Genomic DNA, 16132 nt, shown 5'->3' with positions numbered 1-16132 from the left:
ACTCCATACTTCCTTTAGTATTTTGATAATACTCACCTGCTTTACATTTTATAGAAAAAATATATCATCTTACATTATCGAATGCAAAGGTTTAAGAGGGGGTACTCACGTTAGTAGAATTGCGCTGCATGCTGGCCAGCTGTATAGCCTGTTGAGAATGCAGCGGTTATATTGTATCCGCCCGTGTACCCATGCACATCGAGAATTTCCCCACAGAAATAGAGTCCTGACATTAGCTTCGATTCCATTGACTTCGGATCGATTTCCTTGATATTGACACCGCCGCCTGTTACAAAAGCCTCTTCAATCGATAGCGTTCCATTGATTTCAATCGGGAATGTTTGAATCAGTTTCGCCATCTCTAACCACGGTTGTTTCGGAATATTATCGTACGTGAGATCTTCTGGCAGCCCAGCCTTTTGCACAATGAAAGGGATCATGCGCTCAGGTAAATAACCTTTAAGCACGTTCTTGATTGCTTTCTTCGCTTCTTTCTTCGCAAGCGCAAGTGTTTCGGTATAGATTTCATCTGTTGTCTTATCAGGCATTAAATTTATCGTGACTTTAACAGAAGGTACCTGGAATTGCTTCAAGGCCTTAACGACAAACTGACTGCAGCGAAGGGCAATTGGTCCAGATATGCCGAAATGTGTGAACAGCATATCGCCTTCATGCTCAATCAGCTTTTTGCCTTTAGGATTCCAGACGGATAGTGAAACGTCTCTCAAAGATAAACCTTGCAATTCTTTGCTGCGAATTAGATTCTCTTTGGATGTAAGAGGGACCTCTGTTGGGTACAGCTCTGTAATGGTATGCCCAGCCGCTTTCGCCCAAGCATACCCATCTCCAGTGGAGCCTGTCTTCGGAACGGACTTACCGCCTGTTGCGATGATCACGGCTGAGCTTGCAATCGTCTCTCCGGATCTTAGACGAACACCTGCAGCTTGTCCGTTCTCGAATAGAACCCGATCCACGGGACTGTTGGTTCGGATAGCTACGCCGCTGCTTTTAATTTTATGGATAAGCGCATCAACGACAGATTTGGCCTTGTCTGTGACAGGGAACATTCGACCGTTGTCTTCTTCCTTGAGTTTGATGCCAAGATTCTCGAAGAACGCAATAATATCCCTGTTGCCAAAAGTAGCAAGCGCACTATGAAGAAAACGACCGTTTCCGGGAATGTTCTTGATCAATTCATCGATTTCTTTGTTATTCGTAACATTGCAGCGACCACCGCCTGATATCCCAAGCTTGCGGCCGAGTCGATCTCCCTTGTCAATCAGCAGCACCTTAGCTCCATTCGAGCTAGCTGCCACACTTGCCATTAGTCCGGCGGTTCCGCCGCCAATTACTATTACATTGTAGGACATGTTGTCTCCTTATATTAGAGGGTTAATTATAGTGTAGACGAATTGCTGCCTATACATAGCTAGTGGCCATAATAATCAAGAATGAATGACATGATGGCTTTGACTTCTTCCGTTTCGGATTGCTGAATCATATAGGTAGAAGCGGTGGGCATCTTGATTTCGTCGGTGTAAACTTCGAGAACTCTGCCTTCGATTAGCTCTCGCATAACTGTTGAGCGTGGAAGGAAGGAGATGCCAAGTCCTTCTTCAATAAATCGTTTTGTAATATACACCTGTGATACTGTCATTGTACGGATGCGCGGATATTTCATATGAATTTCATTCAGCAGCCCATCCCAGTACTCTGGATGATTATGTGTCAGGATCATATGGTTCTGCAGAAGGGTTTCCAGCATGATGGGAGGACCGCTTTCGGATTCAATTCCGTCATGAGGAACTACTAGTATAACAGGATCTTCTCTAAGTTTACGAGTAATGACACCCTTCTGTGAGGCTTGCATACGTGACAGTCCAATGTCTGCATACCCATGTGATACCGCTTCGCCTATTTCAACTGATTCCATAACATCGATGGATACTTCGATGTTGGAGTGGGCTTTTAGAAATTTGCGAACGATGGTCGGTAACGTACTTGCGGCAATTAGTGGTGATACGGCAATCGTTATTTTACTTTTATAGCCTTGTCTCCAGCTCTCTAAATCATGAATGCCCATTTCGAAATTATCAATCATCGCCTGTGCATAGGGGAGAAATCGTCTGCCAGCGTTGGATAAATACACATTACGGCCCCTTCTTTCAAAAAGGGAGATCGCGAGGGTTTCTTCCAAACGCTTGATGTGCATCGTAACAGTAGGCTGAGAAAGAAAAAGCTGCTCCGCAGCACGACGGAAGTTCTCATGCTGAGCAGTGGATACGAAGGTTTTGAGCCACTGAATATCCATGTTTAGAACCTCCTGAATTGATAATGTTTTATAATTAAAACTACCCGATTAATTTAATATTCATAACGATTAAATTATTGTACACTAAATGTAATCTTAATGAAATGGGAGATGTTCGGATGCCTAAGGTAACAGGACTAGAGGGTGTAGTAGCAGCTGAGACGAATATCGGTTTAGTAGACGGTGAGAAGGGCCATCTTGTTTATCGTGGATATTGGGCCAAAGATTTGGCATTGGGATATGATTTTGAAGCAGTTGCTTACTTATTATTGAACGGAACGTTGCCTAACGAAAGCGAATTGGATTCTTTTACGAAAGCGCTTAGCAGCAATCGGGAATTGCCTGCACATGTTAAAGCTATTATTGATCTGCTTCCTGCTGAGATGGAAATGATGAGTGTGATTCGTACTGCGATCTCAAGTATGGGAGACAGCTTTACGCAGTGGCCTCCAACTATAGACCAAGCTATCCGAATAATCAGTATTCTGCCTACAATTATCGCCTATCGCTACCACCAAACAGCGAATACTGCATTTGTAGCACCGAACCCATCACTTGGGCATGTCGCGAATTATCTATATATGCTCACAGGCAAAGAGCCGAATACGGCTCATGTACGAGCGCTTAATGCGTACTTCATTCTTACGATGGAGCATGGCATGAACGCAGGTACTTTTGCAGCGAGAACGATTATTTCTACCCAATCCGAAATTGCATCCGCTATTTCAGGAGCAGTTGGCGCTATGAAGGGACCTCTTCATGGGGGTGCGCCATCCGAAGTGATTCAGATGTTGAATGAGATCGGCGATATATCCAATGCCGAAGCTTGGATGCGCGATGTGCTTTCCAGTGGCGGACGTCTGATGGGCTTTGGTCACCGTGTATACAAAACAAGAGATCCACGCGCAGTTGCCTTAAGAGAAGTAACTTCACATTTGATCGGTGAAGATCCTTGGTTTAATTTTGCGTTTGAGGTAGAGAATACAGCGATTCGTCTTCTTGAAGAATATAAGCCAGGCCGCAGACTCTATACGAACGTAGAATTTTATGCGGCTGCGGTTCTAAGTGCAGTTGAAATGCCTACCGAGCTGTTCACAGCAACGTTTACAGCAAGCCGCGTTGTAGGGTGGACATCTCATTTATTAGAGCAAGTTGCCATTAATCGAATATTCCGTCCACAATCCATTTATACTGGCGAAATGCCAGAGTAAGCTGATTGAGCATACAATGCCTCATCCTCGTTTAACGACGGATGGGGCTCTTTTGTATATTATGGAGCACAGTAGAACCGCCCTAACGTCTAGGGTCTGAGACAGACCCCGCCCAAGGTCTAGGAGCAAATACCGTCGCTAGTCCGTTTTGAATCATTGTCCAAGAGGCTAGAATAAAGACATGAACAACGGATAACACATGAAAGGCGGTGACAAACATGAGAGCTAGTCGAAATACTGGAGTTGCAGTAGCATTAATTGCACTAGGTGCTATCATTCTACTTAGCAGAACCGGATTCTTCTTCGGTCCAGTGATGGGCTTCATCCTACCAATCATTATGCTCGGTCTTGGTTACTACGGGATCAAGAATGGCAGTAAGTTTGGATGGGTGATCGCAATCCTTGGCGGAATCATCTTATTTGCAAAACTAACGCCACTATTCATCATGATTCTTGCAGTAGCAATGGTTGTATTCGGGATTAGCATGCTAGGCAAGAAATCACAAGTATAACAAATAACATTTTAAAATAAAGGTAGGTGGAGTGAATATCATGAGTATTTTGAAACGGATGAGAGATATAACCCTTGCTAATCTAAACGAAAGATTAGAGTCTGCAGAAGATCCAGTGCGTATGCTAGATCACTTCCTAAGTGTACAACGTGAGCAGCTAAGAGAAGCAGAGCGCTTGCATCAGCAATGTGCAGCACATGGATCGTACTTAAGACAGCAATACTTGAATGCTCTTGAAACGAAAGAGAAGCGCGAGAACCAAGCAATGCTAGCACTCAAAGCGGGTGAAGAACATATTGCACGAGTGGTTCTTCAAGAGAAAATTCAAGCTGAGGAACGCTGTGAACAATTCCGCGAACTATACGAGCAAGCGAAGGAATCGATTATCGAGCTTGAACAACAAATAAATGAACTGAGAGCGGAATATGAGGAAGCATCCAGCAGACGCAGCTATTACATAGCTCGCATGGAATCGGCTAGACTGCAACAAAGAATGAATGCCCGAATGTCTCACATGGGATCAGACGGTATTCCGCGGATGTTCAATCGAATTGATGAGCGTGTCACGGATATGGAGATAGAAGCCAGAAGTTTACGTGATTTACGCCGCACTACGCAGGGAGGAGCTTATTCTTCTCACCCAGCTCTTGAAGAAGAGCTAGAGAATCTGCGCAAAAAGCTGAAGGAGGGAGAGTAGAATACGATGCAAAGACTTTATCGTTCAACGCGAGATAAGAAGCTAACAGGATTATGCGGAGGACTCGCTGAGATATTCAATATAGATCCAACACTACTTCGTTTGGTTGTAGCTGTAGCAGCATTCTTCTCTGCCGGGACAGTAATTTTCATTTACGTAATTGCTTCAATGATTATTCCGAAAGAACCTAGATATAACAATTCATATGATCCTTATGAAAGACCATATGACCAAGGTCCAAGAAACTACAATCCAGGACCTAATGGCAATCCTTTTAACGGTAATCCTTACAATCGAAACGGTGGTTCTGGCAAGTACTATGGTCAAAGACCTGAATCCACAAGTGGGCCATATCGCCCTTCATATCAACAACCGCAGCAAGCGGACAGCAATATCGATGAAATGATGAAAGAAATCGAGAAGAAGGCTCTTCAGAAAGAAATAGACGAGCTGCGCGCTAAGTTAACACAGATGGAAAATAACAAAAAAAATGATCCTAAAGGAGATGTATAATAATGGGAGTTTTTAATAGAATCAAAACAATGACGGTTGCATCAATCAATGAGATGTTGGATAAGGTTGAAGATCCAATTGTTATGCTAAATCAATATATTCGCGATATGGAAGAAGAAATTGCGAAAGCTGAATTAACAGTTGCTAGACAAATGGCTAACGAGCGTAAGCTAAAAGGTCAAATGGAAGAACACCTGCGTCAAGCATCCAATCGTGAAGCGAAAGCAGCAGTTGCGCTTAAGAATGGCAACGAATTAGCAGCTCGTCAAGCAATGGAAGAGAAGCTGTACTTCATGGAGAAAGCGACAGATATCGGCAACCTGCACACACAATCAAGTGCACAAGCGGAAGATCTTAAAGCACAGCTTCATGAAATGAAGGATGAGTTCTATAAACTGCGCAACAAGCGCAATGAACTTGCATCCCGTGCACAAATGGCTAAAGCCAAGAAGCAAATGGCACAAACGATGTACAATGGCGTAATCGAAAGCGGCAGTGCTTCCCGTGGCTTTGAACGTATCGAAGAGAAGATTATGCAAATGGAAGCTGAGGCTGATGTAGCTCGTATGCCATACTCAGGTAATGCAGCTTACGGTGGTACTTCGATCGATCCACTTAAGCAAGCAAGAGTAGATGAGCAGTTGGAGCAGCTTAAAGCGAAGCTTAATGCGGATACGCCTAAAGCAAGCGAATAATAGATAAAATGAAGCGAGTCAGGTGATGATCACCTGGCTCGTTTTGTTTCCATTAATTGATGGGGAAGCTTGCTTACCACAAGGTCATAATAAACTTATGATCGAATGGGGGGAAGGCAATGAGCAAGCATCGTTTCGGATTCATATTCTTACTCGGAATTACACTCACGGTGACAGGTTGTCAATCATTTACGATTCCAGCACCACAATCGACACCTACACCAACGCCTATGATTGGATCTCGCAATATTGTTGAAGCAACACCTAAGCAGGATTCACTTGTTCCTCGGTGGATTCCGATGCCTCCAGAGCGTAAAAAGCCTGAGCCATTACCTTTAAATCAGCAAATACCAATCCCATCTATGCATCCTTCAGGCATAACACCTAAAACTAAGCAACCACCGTCTAACAAACAGCAACCAATGAAGTCTAAGTCCGACAAACCTAAACCTAAGCCTAGATCAGCGAGTAAGAAGGCTCAGCATATACCCCGTTCTAATTCGGATCGCAAAATCGCTTATTTAACCTTTGATGATGGACCATCCAAGGTAACAGTCAAAGTGTTGAATACACTGTCGAAGTATAATGTAAAAGCTACCTTCTTTGTAATTGGCAATTCTTCTCTGGAGGGTCGTTCCTTATATAAGCGCATTGTGGCGGAAGGGCATGCGATTGGCAATCACTCGTATTCCCATAACTACAAGCAAATTTATCAGTCAGTCTCCACATTCCAACGAGATGTCGATAAATTAAATGATTTGCTTGAGCAGACGATTTCATTTCGTCCTGATATTATCCGATTTCCTGGGGGCTCTAATAATACAGTGAGCTATCGTGCAGGCGGCCGGTATGTGATGCGCCATATTGCAGCTGAAGTAACGAAGCAGGGGTATCAATATTTTGATTGGAATGTCAGCTCTTCGGATGCCACAGCAGCAGTTCGCAGCAAAGCGCAGATTGTGTCCGCAGTTAAACGGGCAACGGCTGGGCAAGATCGGATTATTGTCCTCATGCATGATGCGCCAGGCAGATGGACGACGGCAGAAGCTTTGCCAGACGTAATTCAGTTCCTACAAGATCAAGGATATCGATTTGAAAAACTAAGTAAAAGTGCTTATACCTGCCAATTTCTAACCCCTTAGTTGATGGGTCCGTCCCCAGTTAGGTAGAATAAAGCCAAAGGGGAAGGGGAGTATTGAATTTGCAGGAAATCATTCAGCTAGGACCATTGATGATAAAAAGCAGTTTGTTAGTGATGCTGCTTGCGGCAGCAGCGGGTTATATCCATTTATATTTGAAAATCAGAAAAACTTCTTTCGATAAGTCACCCATAAGCGATCTCATTCTGAATGGCATGATGATCGTGTTTGCCTGCTGGAAGCTGGGACCGCTGATTTATGAGCCTTCCATGCTGTGGACGGATCCGATCAAGCTGCTTATGGTATCAGGAACTGCAGACATCGCTGTACTAGGCATAATTATTGCCATTGCGTATTGGTCAGCACGGCTGCGTAAGTTAGGCATATCATGGTTCGTGATGCTGGATGCATGGAGCTATATTCTTACCGCAGCAATGTTTATCTATGGGATATCGTTGCAGCAGTACGGTATAGTCGCGGTCAGCATTCTGGGGATAATCGTTCTTTGGACACGCAAGCTGGAAATCGGTGAAGGTTATGCCGCAAGGCAGACTTTCATTCTGCTTGGAATCGGCGGGATGTTAGCATCGCTTTGGACAAGTCAGACTGTAATTCTATTTCAATTAAGTGCTTATCAAATGATGGCTTTCTTGCTATCGCTCATTGGTATAGCCATAAGTCCAAAGAGTGGTCAAGAAGGGATAGAGGAGTCTAAATCCACACATACTATGAGTGGAAAGGAGTGAACGATATGGCACCTAACGGTAGCGGTGATTCAATTGAACAACAAAAACAGAAGAATCAGGACAAGTCAGATAAACAACCTGGAGTAGATAAAAAATTAAATGGCCCCAATCGTCCTTCTACGTAAGTTAAACCTTTTGACTTCACTCCAGTCGGATGTATAATAGTAATTGATAATTATTTTAAATTACATTCGTATTTAAGGAGTGAACTATAGTGGTAATGTCCTTCGATTCATACATGAGAGATATGATTCAACCAATGCGTGATGATTTAACTCGTATTGGAATTAAAGAATTACTTACACCTGAGCAAGTTACTGAGGTGCTTGATAATGCAAAAGGTACGCTTTTGCTCGTGATCAACTCCGTATGTGGCTGCGCTGCTGGCCAATGTCGTCCAGGTGTTGCAATGGCTCTTGAACATGCTGTAACACCAGATCACTTGTATACTGTCTTTGCAGGACAAGAGAAGGAAGCGACAGCTAAGGCTCGTGAGTATCTAGCACCATATCCGCCATCTTCACCTTCGATTGCTTTGTTTAAGGATGGAAAGCTTGTTCACTTTATTCAACGCTATCAAGTAGAAGATCGCTCTGCTGCAATGATCGCTGCAGACTTGATCGGTGCATTCGACGAGTATTGCAAATAAGTAAAAAAGACACAAAGGCATTCAAACTGGCGACAGTCTGGATGCCTTTTTTTTGTGTACTTATAGACAAAAAAATGAACTCAAGTATAAAATTATATGTAAGTATAATAATTTGAGGTGTTCCATGAAACCAACTTTATCCCTACGTGAAATCAAGCAAGCCAAGACCAGAATTAACTTATACCTAGCATGTATGGAGCTTGTTCAGAATCGGCCTTATGGTCATGTGTATGTAGATGAGCTATGCGCTAAAGCGGAAATATCCAAAGGCACATTCTTTAAGTTCTTTCCTCAAAAAGAAGACCTACTGCTGTATTCGATGCAAATCTGGATCTGTAAACGTTATGTGGAAATTAAGAAACAGGGAAAGCGGGGACTTGCGGCAATTCATCATTTGTTTCAGACCGTACATGATGAAGCTCAAACTTCTACATATGGAATGCTTAGCCTAATTGCCTTTCTTGCTAGCCGTGAGATTATTCCGGGTATGCCGGCCTTCGGGGAAGCTGAGCTAGAGCTCCTATTTTCTGAAGATAAGGAGCTATTTCATCCGGCTAGCCTGACCTTATCTGCGATGTTTGCACAATATCTGAATGAAGCGATAGAGCATCAGGAGATTCGTGACGATATCGCATTAACGGATTTAGTCAAAATGATGTTTACGATTTTTTACGGAGCTTTTCTAACTGCACATCTGGTTCAGACTCGAGATATCATGTCCATTTATGAAATGCATATGCAGCCATTACGGCGATAATTGGAAAAGGGTGATGTCGAATATGTTCAGTATTTTTAAAACGAGTGAAGGAGAAGTCTGCTTCAATGAAGCGTATGATCGGCTTCTTGCTACTTGGCCTGTCCTGTATGAATCGATTCATGTACAAACTGATTATGGAACTACACATATCGTCGTATCAGGCGATGTCGACGCACCTCCATTAGTGCTCTTGCATGGCATGACATTCAACTCGACGATGTGGCGAGATAATATCGAGGCATTAAGCAGCAGATATCGAACCTATTGCGTGGATACCCTGGGCGATTTTGGCCGCAGTATCGTAAATAAACCGCTGAGTTCTCCACAGCATTGCAATGATTGGTTGAATCAAGTTTTGGATGGACTTGGATTAGCGAAGGTGGATTTAATCGGACATTCCATGGGAGGGTGGCTAGCACTTAACTTTGTCCTAGAATATTCGAATAGATTGAATCGGCTAGTCTTATTAGCGCCTATTGCCTCCATTTACCGTGTTCCTTTACAATTCATGTTCAAAGTATATCCAGCTTTATTGAGACCGTCACCGCCGCGAATACGTCGTGCTTGGAACTGGTTTGTTGCTAGTGGCAATCAAACCGATGAGCTCGTCATGGATCAAATTATCCAGAGCTGGACGCATTGCCGCATACTGCTCAAAGTCATTCCTACTCGTTTCAAGGAAGAGCACCTTCGTAGATTAAAGACGAGGACATTGTTCTTAGTAGGCGATAAGGAAGTGATCTATAACGCGCACAAGGCGGTAGAACGGGTGAGAAGTTGGCTGCCGAACGCTCAAGCGGTCGTTATTCCGAAAGCAAGTCACTGCCTAACCGCAGAACAAGCGGATGCGGTGAATAAATGTATAATGGATTTTTTGGAGAAGGGGGCAAGTTAAAGAGTCATAATGACAAGCTAGGAGTCACAAGTGTGACTCCTAGCTTGTTCTTCTATTCATTTAGCCTCAGATTAATCTCTCCACACTTCCTGATTAATAAGCGTTGGCGGTTTCTGACCTGTTACTCCTGCAATAACGTTGTCTGCAGCGAGTGCTTCCATCGCATCGCGAGTCGCGATTGTTGCCGAGCCAACATGCGGCAATGTAACGACGTGTTCCATGTTCAGCAGTGAGGAGTTAGCAGGCAGTGGTTCTTTCACATAGACATCAAGCCCTGCTGCTGCAATTTGCTTCGTTTCAAGCGCATGGATCAATGCCTCCTCATCGACAGTTGCTCCGCGTGAACCATTAATGAAGATTGCCGTCTCCTTCATCAACTTAAACTCACGCTCACCAATCAGATTCATTGTCTCTGGAGAGAGAGGAGTCATAAGGCATACGTAATCGGATTGTTTCAATAGTTCATCGAGAGAGCAATATTGTGCGCCAAGCTCTGCTTCTGCCGCCTCGGAGCGGGAGCGATTATGGTACAGAATTGGCATATTGAATCCGAACTTGCCTCTACGAGCGATCGCGGTGCCGATTCTGCCTAAACCGATCATCCCTAGCGTTTTGCCATATACATCTGTTCCGAACAGCTCTCTTCCAACCGAAGCTGTCCATTTCCCGTCTTTAACGAGTCGATCAAGCTGTGGAATTCTGCGTGCTGTAGCCATCAGAATTCCGAAAATAAGATCGGCAGTCGTTTCCGTCAGGACATCTGGCGTATTGGTCGCCATAATTCCGCGTTTGGTTAGTTCTGGTATATCAAAATTATCATATCCGACGGAATAATTACTTACGATTTTCAAATTTGGCGCTTGATCCAGCAGCTCGGCATTTACTTTAAGACCGCTGCCGATAAGAGCTTGCACATGTGGTAGATGCTGGGCTAATTGATCGCGGAAGCTGCCTTGTTTTTTATCGATAACATGAACATCGCCAACTTGTCTAAGCTTCTCTAATGTCTGTTCTTCAAAAGGTGTATAAGCTATGATATAAGGTTTATTACGCATGCAATCTCACTCCTCATGATTGGATAAGTAAACTAGCAGGACATGCACTCAAGTTTATTGTAAGGTTTGGAGCATTATGCCGCAAGAGGAGTGGATGCATGCTCGTTTATGATTGATCCTTTGGATACGTGATGGACAGTCCTTCGACATGCTTGCGATTCATCAGCTTGTGTTTTTTCCGATTTTCCTTTGATTCGAACACGATATCCATATCATATTCCCCTTCAGGATAGAGCTCTTTGCGCTCAATGTATAAAGCCATACGCTTCTGATTGATTGTGACCTTCTCCTTCTGAATTTGTACGACGATATTCCCTCGTTCATCTGGCGGTCCGCATACGATCCCCGATCTTCTTAGGGAATGAATCCATACACAGTCCCCGCGCTCAAACAAAGGTGCAGGTGCCTGCCGTTTAGCTTTACTGTGATTCTGATTAGGTTGCAGTTTAATAGGATCAGATATTGGTGTTAATGGCTCTAGTGCTGTAAAATCAGTCAGTTCATTCCCGCGTGCGACTCGACTCGTGATTTGCTTGGACCGCTCAATAATATTCGGCGCAATGCCCAGTTTAAGTGCAATATAAAAGGCATAGCTGTTGCCTGCTTCCCCAATCGTCAAGCGATAAAGAGGCTGCAAGGTTTCGAGATCGAACTCCATCCGCGCATTCTGAAAGCCTGCTGTCACCCGAGCAAATTCCTTGATTTCGTTAAAATGAGTCGTTGCGATCACCGTCGAGCCTCGCTTATACAGTTCCTCTAGGACAGCGATTGATAGTCCGATCCCTTCGCCAGGATCAGTCCCCGTTGCAAGTTCATCCAGCAAAATAAGCGTCGAACGGCCAGCTTGCTTAAGAATCTCTATCACATTTTTAATATGTGCAGAGAAGGTGCTAAGCGATTGCTCCATGCTTTGACCATCGCCGATATCAACGAGAATGTTGGAATATACATGGAACATGCTGCCTTCTTGAACAGGAACAAGCAGTCCTGATTGAACCATCAAAGTTAGCAGACCGACTGTTTTGAGACTGACCGTTTTGCCGCCTGTATTCGGGCCAGTAATGATTAGCGCGCTGTAATCTTCCCCAATCGTAAATGTAAGTGGAACGGTATTCCTGGATAAAAGGGGATGCCGCCCCTCGACGATTCGAATGATACCCTCGTTATTTAACTGAACTATCCTTCCGCCGATGGAGTGCCCATATTTAGCCTTGGCAAATAAAAAATCATAGTATCCGATTGTTTCTAAATTGACGGAGATTTCATGCGCATACAGCTCTGTCAGATCCGTTAACTGGCTTAAGATGCGGGCTTCTTCACGCGCTTCCTCCATACGATATTCAGATAGCTCATAATGCAGGGCAGCAATATCCGATGGCTCAACGAAAACGGTCTGACCGCTGGACGATTCATCTAGGACGGTTCCAGCAACTAGCTTGCGGTATTCTTTTTTCACAGGAATGACGTATCGATCATTGCGCATGCTGACGACAAGCTCCTGCAGGTAGGACTTGTATTTATTCATCGTGCTGTCGAGTTTCTTGCGGATTCGGCTATCGGTGACAATTATTTTCTTGCGGGTGCGGGACAAGTCGTTGCTTGCTTCATCTGTAATCTGTCCATGTCGAATGCAGCGGTTAATCTCCGTGTCCAGCTCTTTCATGTCATACAGCGATTGTGCATACGCACATACCTTGGGAGCAATCGATTCTTTCTTGACCATATAGCGCTTAAGCTGACTCGTGCTTTCAAGCAAGCGTGCGATATGGCTAAATTCATTCTCTGTGAAAATATAGCCTTTGCCAAATTTATTGACGATCATTTCAATGCCATCAAGTGATGGAATAGGTACGCTGGAGCCGTGCTCGATTAATTTGACGGCTTCATTCGTTTCATGGAGCAGATTCATGGCTGCAGTCAAATTCGTTTGTGGCATAAGCTCGTGGACATGCTTTTTTCCTAAATAGGACATGGTGTAGCTGATTAGTTTTTCCTTGATTTTCTCGAATTCAAGCTGCTTAATGGTTTGTGGATTCATGATTAATAAGCCTCCTTAGGATGATAAATAAAAAAGGCAGAAGATGAACAAACCATAGACGCAACTGCTGCTATACAAGCAACTAAGTTACGTATGGATTAGGCTCATCTTCTGCCTTAAGACTGGCATTCACAGTTATCCTGCAATTGTAGAGGATCGTGTGAATGAAACAAAAAGGCCGTGCTAAAAGAGCACGGCCTAAGTCTTATAACTGGCTTTAGGGGTTGCCGATGTTCTTAACTAATTTCAAGCAAACAGAAATAAACCTGCTATTTGGCAGATTTTTTGCAAGAAGATCAACATCTTTATAGACGTTGGAATCGTTTCTTCTGGTTGCTTCTATGAAATTGATTAGTTAAGAGTCACCGCAGACATCAAAATGCCCCCTGATTAAAAAAATGTATTTCTATTTGCATCATAGGATGAATCAGATGAATTGTCAAATGCTGTTAGCCTATAAAGAATCGACTTTGTAATAATGAACTGAATATGTCTATACTATGCTTAAGCATCACAATATCGGATTGACATAGAGGAGGGGCTAGTGAATGAGCATGCAGCACGAAATTATTGCTAAGCTTGGTGTGCAGCCAACGATCGATGTGGATCAGGAGATTCGCAAACGGGTGGATTTTTTGAAAGATTATATTTTGCAAGCAGGGGTTAAAGGGCTGTTGATCGCTATTTCGGGCGGACTTGATTCTGCAGTAGCAGCGGGTTTATGTAAAATTGCTACCGATGAACTGACAGAGGAGAAGAAGTGCGAATACATAACGGTAGGCGTTTTCCAACCGTATGGTGTACAAGCGGATATCGAGCATAGCTATGCAACGGCAAATGCGTTTCATTTGAAACACCAAGTCGAGACGAACATTGAAGAAGCAGTTGATGAGATCGCTTTGAATACGGAATATGCGATGAAGCAAATGGGTGTTCATAAACATATTAGCCGTGAGGGCAAAGGGAATGTGAAGGCACGTACGCGGATGGTTGTGCAGTATGCGATCGCTTTTGACCTGAATTTACTTGTTGTGGGGACAGATCACGCTTCCGAAGCAATTACAGGCTTTTATACCAAGTGGGGTGATGGTGCAGTTGATATTACACCGCTTAGTACGCTGAACAAACGTCAAGTCCGCCTTGTTGGGGAGAAGCTGGGTGTCCCCCAAAGTATTCTGGATAAAGCACCAACAGCAGGTCTATGGGAAGGACAGACGGATGAAGGTGAACTGGGTATCTCATATGAACACAACAGCGATTATTTAGAAGGCAAAACCATCCCAGCTGACGTACAAGAGAAGCTTGAGAAGCAGTACTTGCGTACAGCGCATAAGCGAAACGCGATTCCAGGGATATAAGTGGCTGAATGGGATGAACTTCTAAGTTTGAATGCAAACATACAGTCAAATACTCATTTTTTTAAAAAAAATATCTTTTGCCTGCAAAATGTACATTCAAAATTAGCTCGATAAGCTATTTTGGCTCAACTAGCCACTTTTGAATGTATAGAATGCAGGCAAAACTGATTTTTCTCGCTTCTAGGCGAATTTGCCTGTATGAAATGCAGGCAAACCAGTCAACTCGTTAAGTCGCTCTACAAGTCTTTGAAATTCTGACCTATTGCTGATATCGCTTCAGTACGATTACCGCATTATGCCCACCGAATCCGAAGGAATTGGAAATGCCGATATCTAAATTCGCCTTGCGAGCGACATTCGGGACATAATCAAGGTCGCAAGCCGGATCTGCTTGCTCTTGATTGATCGTCGGTGGAATAATCCCTTCATTCAAGGATTTAACTAGAGCAATCGCCTCAGCACCACCAGATGCGCCGAGCATATGTCCGAGCATGGATTTGTTTGCGGTGACGGGGATTGTGTAAGCATGTTCGCCAAATAGCTTCTTAATCGCAAGCGTTTCGGATCGATCACCTAGTTCAGTGCTAGTTGCGTGAGCGCTGATCACATCGACTTGCTCAGGAGAGATGTTGGCACTTTGCAAAGCTAAGCGCATGGCGCGATAAGCGCCAAGCCCTTCCGCATGAGTCGCTACCATGTGGAAGGCATCTGAAGTCGCACCATAACCAATGACTTCGCCATAAATACGTGCATTCCGCTTCCGCGCGTGTTCTTCGGATTCAAGCAGCAGAATGCCCGCGCCTTCAGCCATTACAAACCCATCACGTCCTGCGTCAAAAGGTCGGCTAGCTCCCTTAGGATCATGATTACGTGAAGATAGAGCAGTCGCATTGCCGAAACTGGCTAGCGATAACTCGGTTAATGCAGCCTCAGTACCACCTGCGATCATGAGATCTGCTTCTCCTGATCGAATCAAACGGAAAGCTTCGCCAATTGCCGTGTTCCCAATTGAGCAGGCAGTAACAGGTGACATCGTAGGTCCAAGCGCACCGAGCTTAATGCTAATTAAGGCGGCAGCCATGTTACTGATGATGGTAGGCACTAGAAAAGGGCTGACTCGTTCTGGACCCCGTTCATTCAGAATAGCGTGCTGATCTACTAACGTTTGAATACCGCCAACTCCTGAACCTACGTATACCCCAAATCGTTCTAGATCGATGTCTTCTAGCTGTAACCCAGCATCCTTGCAAGCTTGTTCAGCCGCAGCAAGGGCAAATTGACAGAATCGGTCAATTCGTCGCGCTTCCTTACGTCCAAGTAAGGTATCCGCATCAAAATCACGAATAACGCCAGCAATTTGAGACTTAAATCTGGCAGTATCGAATGCATCAATTCTCGAAATGCCTGACTCTCCATTTATTAATCGATTCCACATAGACTCAACATCTTGACCTAGTGGTGAAATAACACCCATCCCTGTAATAACGACTCTATTCACTGTTAATTACCTCCTGCGAACTTATTAGGGATATTTTTACATGCAAATTATCATATTA

General features: G+C 44.0%; 16 protein-coding genes. 11 read left to right on the top strand and 5 right to left on the bottom strand.

Features of this window, described 5'->3' with window-relative positions; translation table 11 throughout:
• Window positions 1–110: 110 nt before the first annotated feature.
• Window positions 111–1370, bottom strand: a complete 1260-nt coding sequence (locus E0485_RS09575; protein ID WP_132417809.1) for a BaiN/RdsA family NAD(P)/FAD-dependent oxidoreductase — start codon at window positions 1368–1370, stop codon at window positions 111–113.
• Window positions 1371–1429: 59 nt separating this feature from the next.
• Complete coding sequence (locus tag E0485_RS09570; protein WP_132417808.1) at window positions 1430–2311, bottom strand: LysR family transcriptional regulator; 882 nt, start codon at window positions 2309–2311, stop codon at window positions 1430–1432.
• A 119-nt stretch (window positions 2312–2430) separates the two neighbouring features.
• Between E0485_RS09570 and E0485_RS09565 the strand changes: the two genes are divergently transcribed.
• From E0485_RS09565 to E0485_RS09520, 10 genes are all read left to right on the top strand, one after another.
• Window positions 2431–3522, top strand: coding sequence for a citrate synthase/methylcitrate synthase (locus E0485_RS09565; protein WP_132417807.1), 1092 nt, complete (start codon window positions 2431–2433; stop codon window positions 3520–3522).
• Window positions 3523–3740: 218 nt separating this feature from the next.
• Window positions 3741–4034, top strand: coding sequence for a LiaF transmembrane domain-containing protein (locus E0485_RS09560; protein ID WP_132417806.1), 294 nt, complete (start codon window positions 3741–3743; stop codon window positions 4032–4034).
• 40 nt (window positions 4035–4074) lie between these two features.
• Window positions 4075–4731 carry a PspA/IM30 family protein gene (locus E0485_RS09555; protein WP_132417805.1) on the top strand — a complete coding sequence of 219 codons (657 nt, stop codon included), beginning with the start codon at window positions 4075–4077 and terminating at the stop codon, window positions 4729–4731.
• Between the two features lie 6 nt (window positions 4732–4737).
• Window positions 4738–5244 carry a PspC domain-containing protein gene (locus E0485_RS09550; protein ID WP_132417804.1) on the top strand — a complete coding sequence of 169 codons (507 nt, stop codon included), beginning with the start codon at window positions 4738–4740 and terminating at the stop codon, window positions 5242–5244.
• Window positions 5245–5246: 2 nt separating this feature from the next.
• On the top strand, window positions 5247–5939 hold the full coding sequence (locus E0485_RS09545) for a PspA/IM30 family protein (RefSeq protein WP_132417803.1): 693 nt from the start codon (window positions 5247–5249) through the stop codon (window positions 5937–5939).
• Between the two features lie 119 nt (window positions 5940–6058).
• Window positions 6059–7081, top strand: a complete 1023-nt coding sequence (locus E0485_RS09540) for a polysaccharide deacetylase family protein (protein WP_132417802.1) — start codon at window positions 6059–6061, stop codon at window positions 7079–7081.
• A 53-nt stretch (window positions 7082–7134) separates the two neighbouring features.
• Window positions 7135–7824 carry a hypothetical protein gene (locus tag E0485_RS09535; protein WP_132417801.1) on the top strand — a complete coding sequence of 230 codons (690 nt, stop codon included), beginning with the start codon at window positions 7135–7137 and terminating at the stop codon, window positions 7822–7824.
• 214 nt (window positions 7825–8038) lie between these two features.
• Window positions 8039–8473 carry a BrxA/BrxB family bacilliredoxin gene (locus tag E0485_RS09530; RefSeq protein WP_132417800.1) on the top strand — a complete coding sequence of 145 codons (435 nt, stop codon included), beginning with the start codon at window positions 8039–8041 and terminating at the stop codon, window positions 8471–8473.
• A gap of 124 nt (window positions 8474–8597) precedes the next feature.
• On the top strand, window positions 8598–9230 hold the full coding sequence (locus E0485_RS09525; RefSeq protein WP_132417799.1) for a TetR/AcrR family transcriptional regulator: 633 nt from the start codon (window positions 8598–8600) through the stop codon (window positions 9228–9230).
• 22 nt (window positions 9231–9252) lie between these two features.
• Window positions 9253–10125, top strand: coding sequence for an alpha/beta fold hydrolase (locus E0485_RS09520; protein WP_165921135.1), 873 nt, complete (start codon window positions 9253–9255; stop codon window positions 10123–10125).
• A gap of 71 nt (window positions 10126–10196) precedes the next feature.
• Here the strand turns inward: E0485_RS09520 and E0485_RS09515 are convergent, their stop codons facing one another.
• Both E0485_RS09515 and E0485_RS09510 read right to left on the bottom strand, forming a co-directional pair.
• Window positions 10197–11180 carry a 2-hydroxyacid dehydrogenase gene (locus tag E0485_RS09515; protein WP_132417797.1) on the bottom strand — a complete coding sequence of 328 codons (984 nt, stop codon included), beginning with the start codon at window positions 11178–11180 and terminating at the stop codon, window positions 10197–10199.
• Between the two features lie 106 nt (window positions 11181–11286).
• Window positions 11287–13218 carry an endonuclease MutS2 gene (locus E0485_RS09510; RefSeq protein ID WP_132417796.1) on the bottom strand — a complete coding sequence of 644 codons (1932 nt, stop codon included), beginning with the start codon at window positions 13216–13218 and terminating at the stop codon, window positions 11287–11289.
• Between the two features lie 548 nt (window positions 13219–13766).
• On the opposite strand from E0485_RS09510, the gene nadE reads away from it, so the two are divergent.
• A complete protein-coding gene (gene nadE, locus E0485_RS09505; protein ID WP_132417795.1) occupies window positions 13767–14576 on the top strand; it encodes an ammonia-dependent NAD(+) synthetase in 810 nt (269 codons plus the stop codon).
• Between the two features lie 259 nt (window positions 14577–14835).
• On the opposite strand, the gene fabF is transcribed toward nadE, so the two are convergent.
• The gene (fabF, locus tag E0485_RS09500) at window positions 14836–16074 is read right to left on the bottom strand and encodes a beta-ketoacyl-ACP synthase II (RefSeq protein ID WP_132417794.1); all 1239 of its coding nucleotides are present in this window, start codon (window positions 16072–16074) and stop codon (window positions 14836–14838) included.
• Window positions 16075–16132: the final 58 nt, after the last annotated feature.

Origin of the sequence: Paenibacillus albiflavus, assembly GCF_004344915.1 — a bacterium.
In the GTDB taxonomy this organism is placed as follows: domain Bacteria; phylum Bacillota; class Bacilli; order Paenibacillales; family NBRC-103111; genus Paenibacillus_AM; species Paenibacillus_AM albiflavus.
The sequence above is the reverse complement of the archived record's forward strand: the minus strand, read 5'-3'. Positions and strand labels throughout refer to the sequence as shown.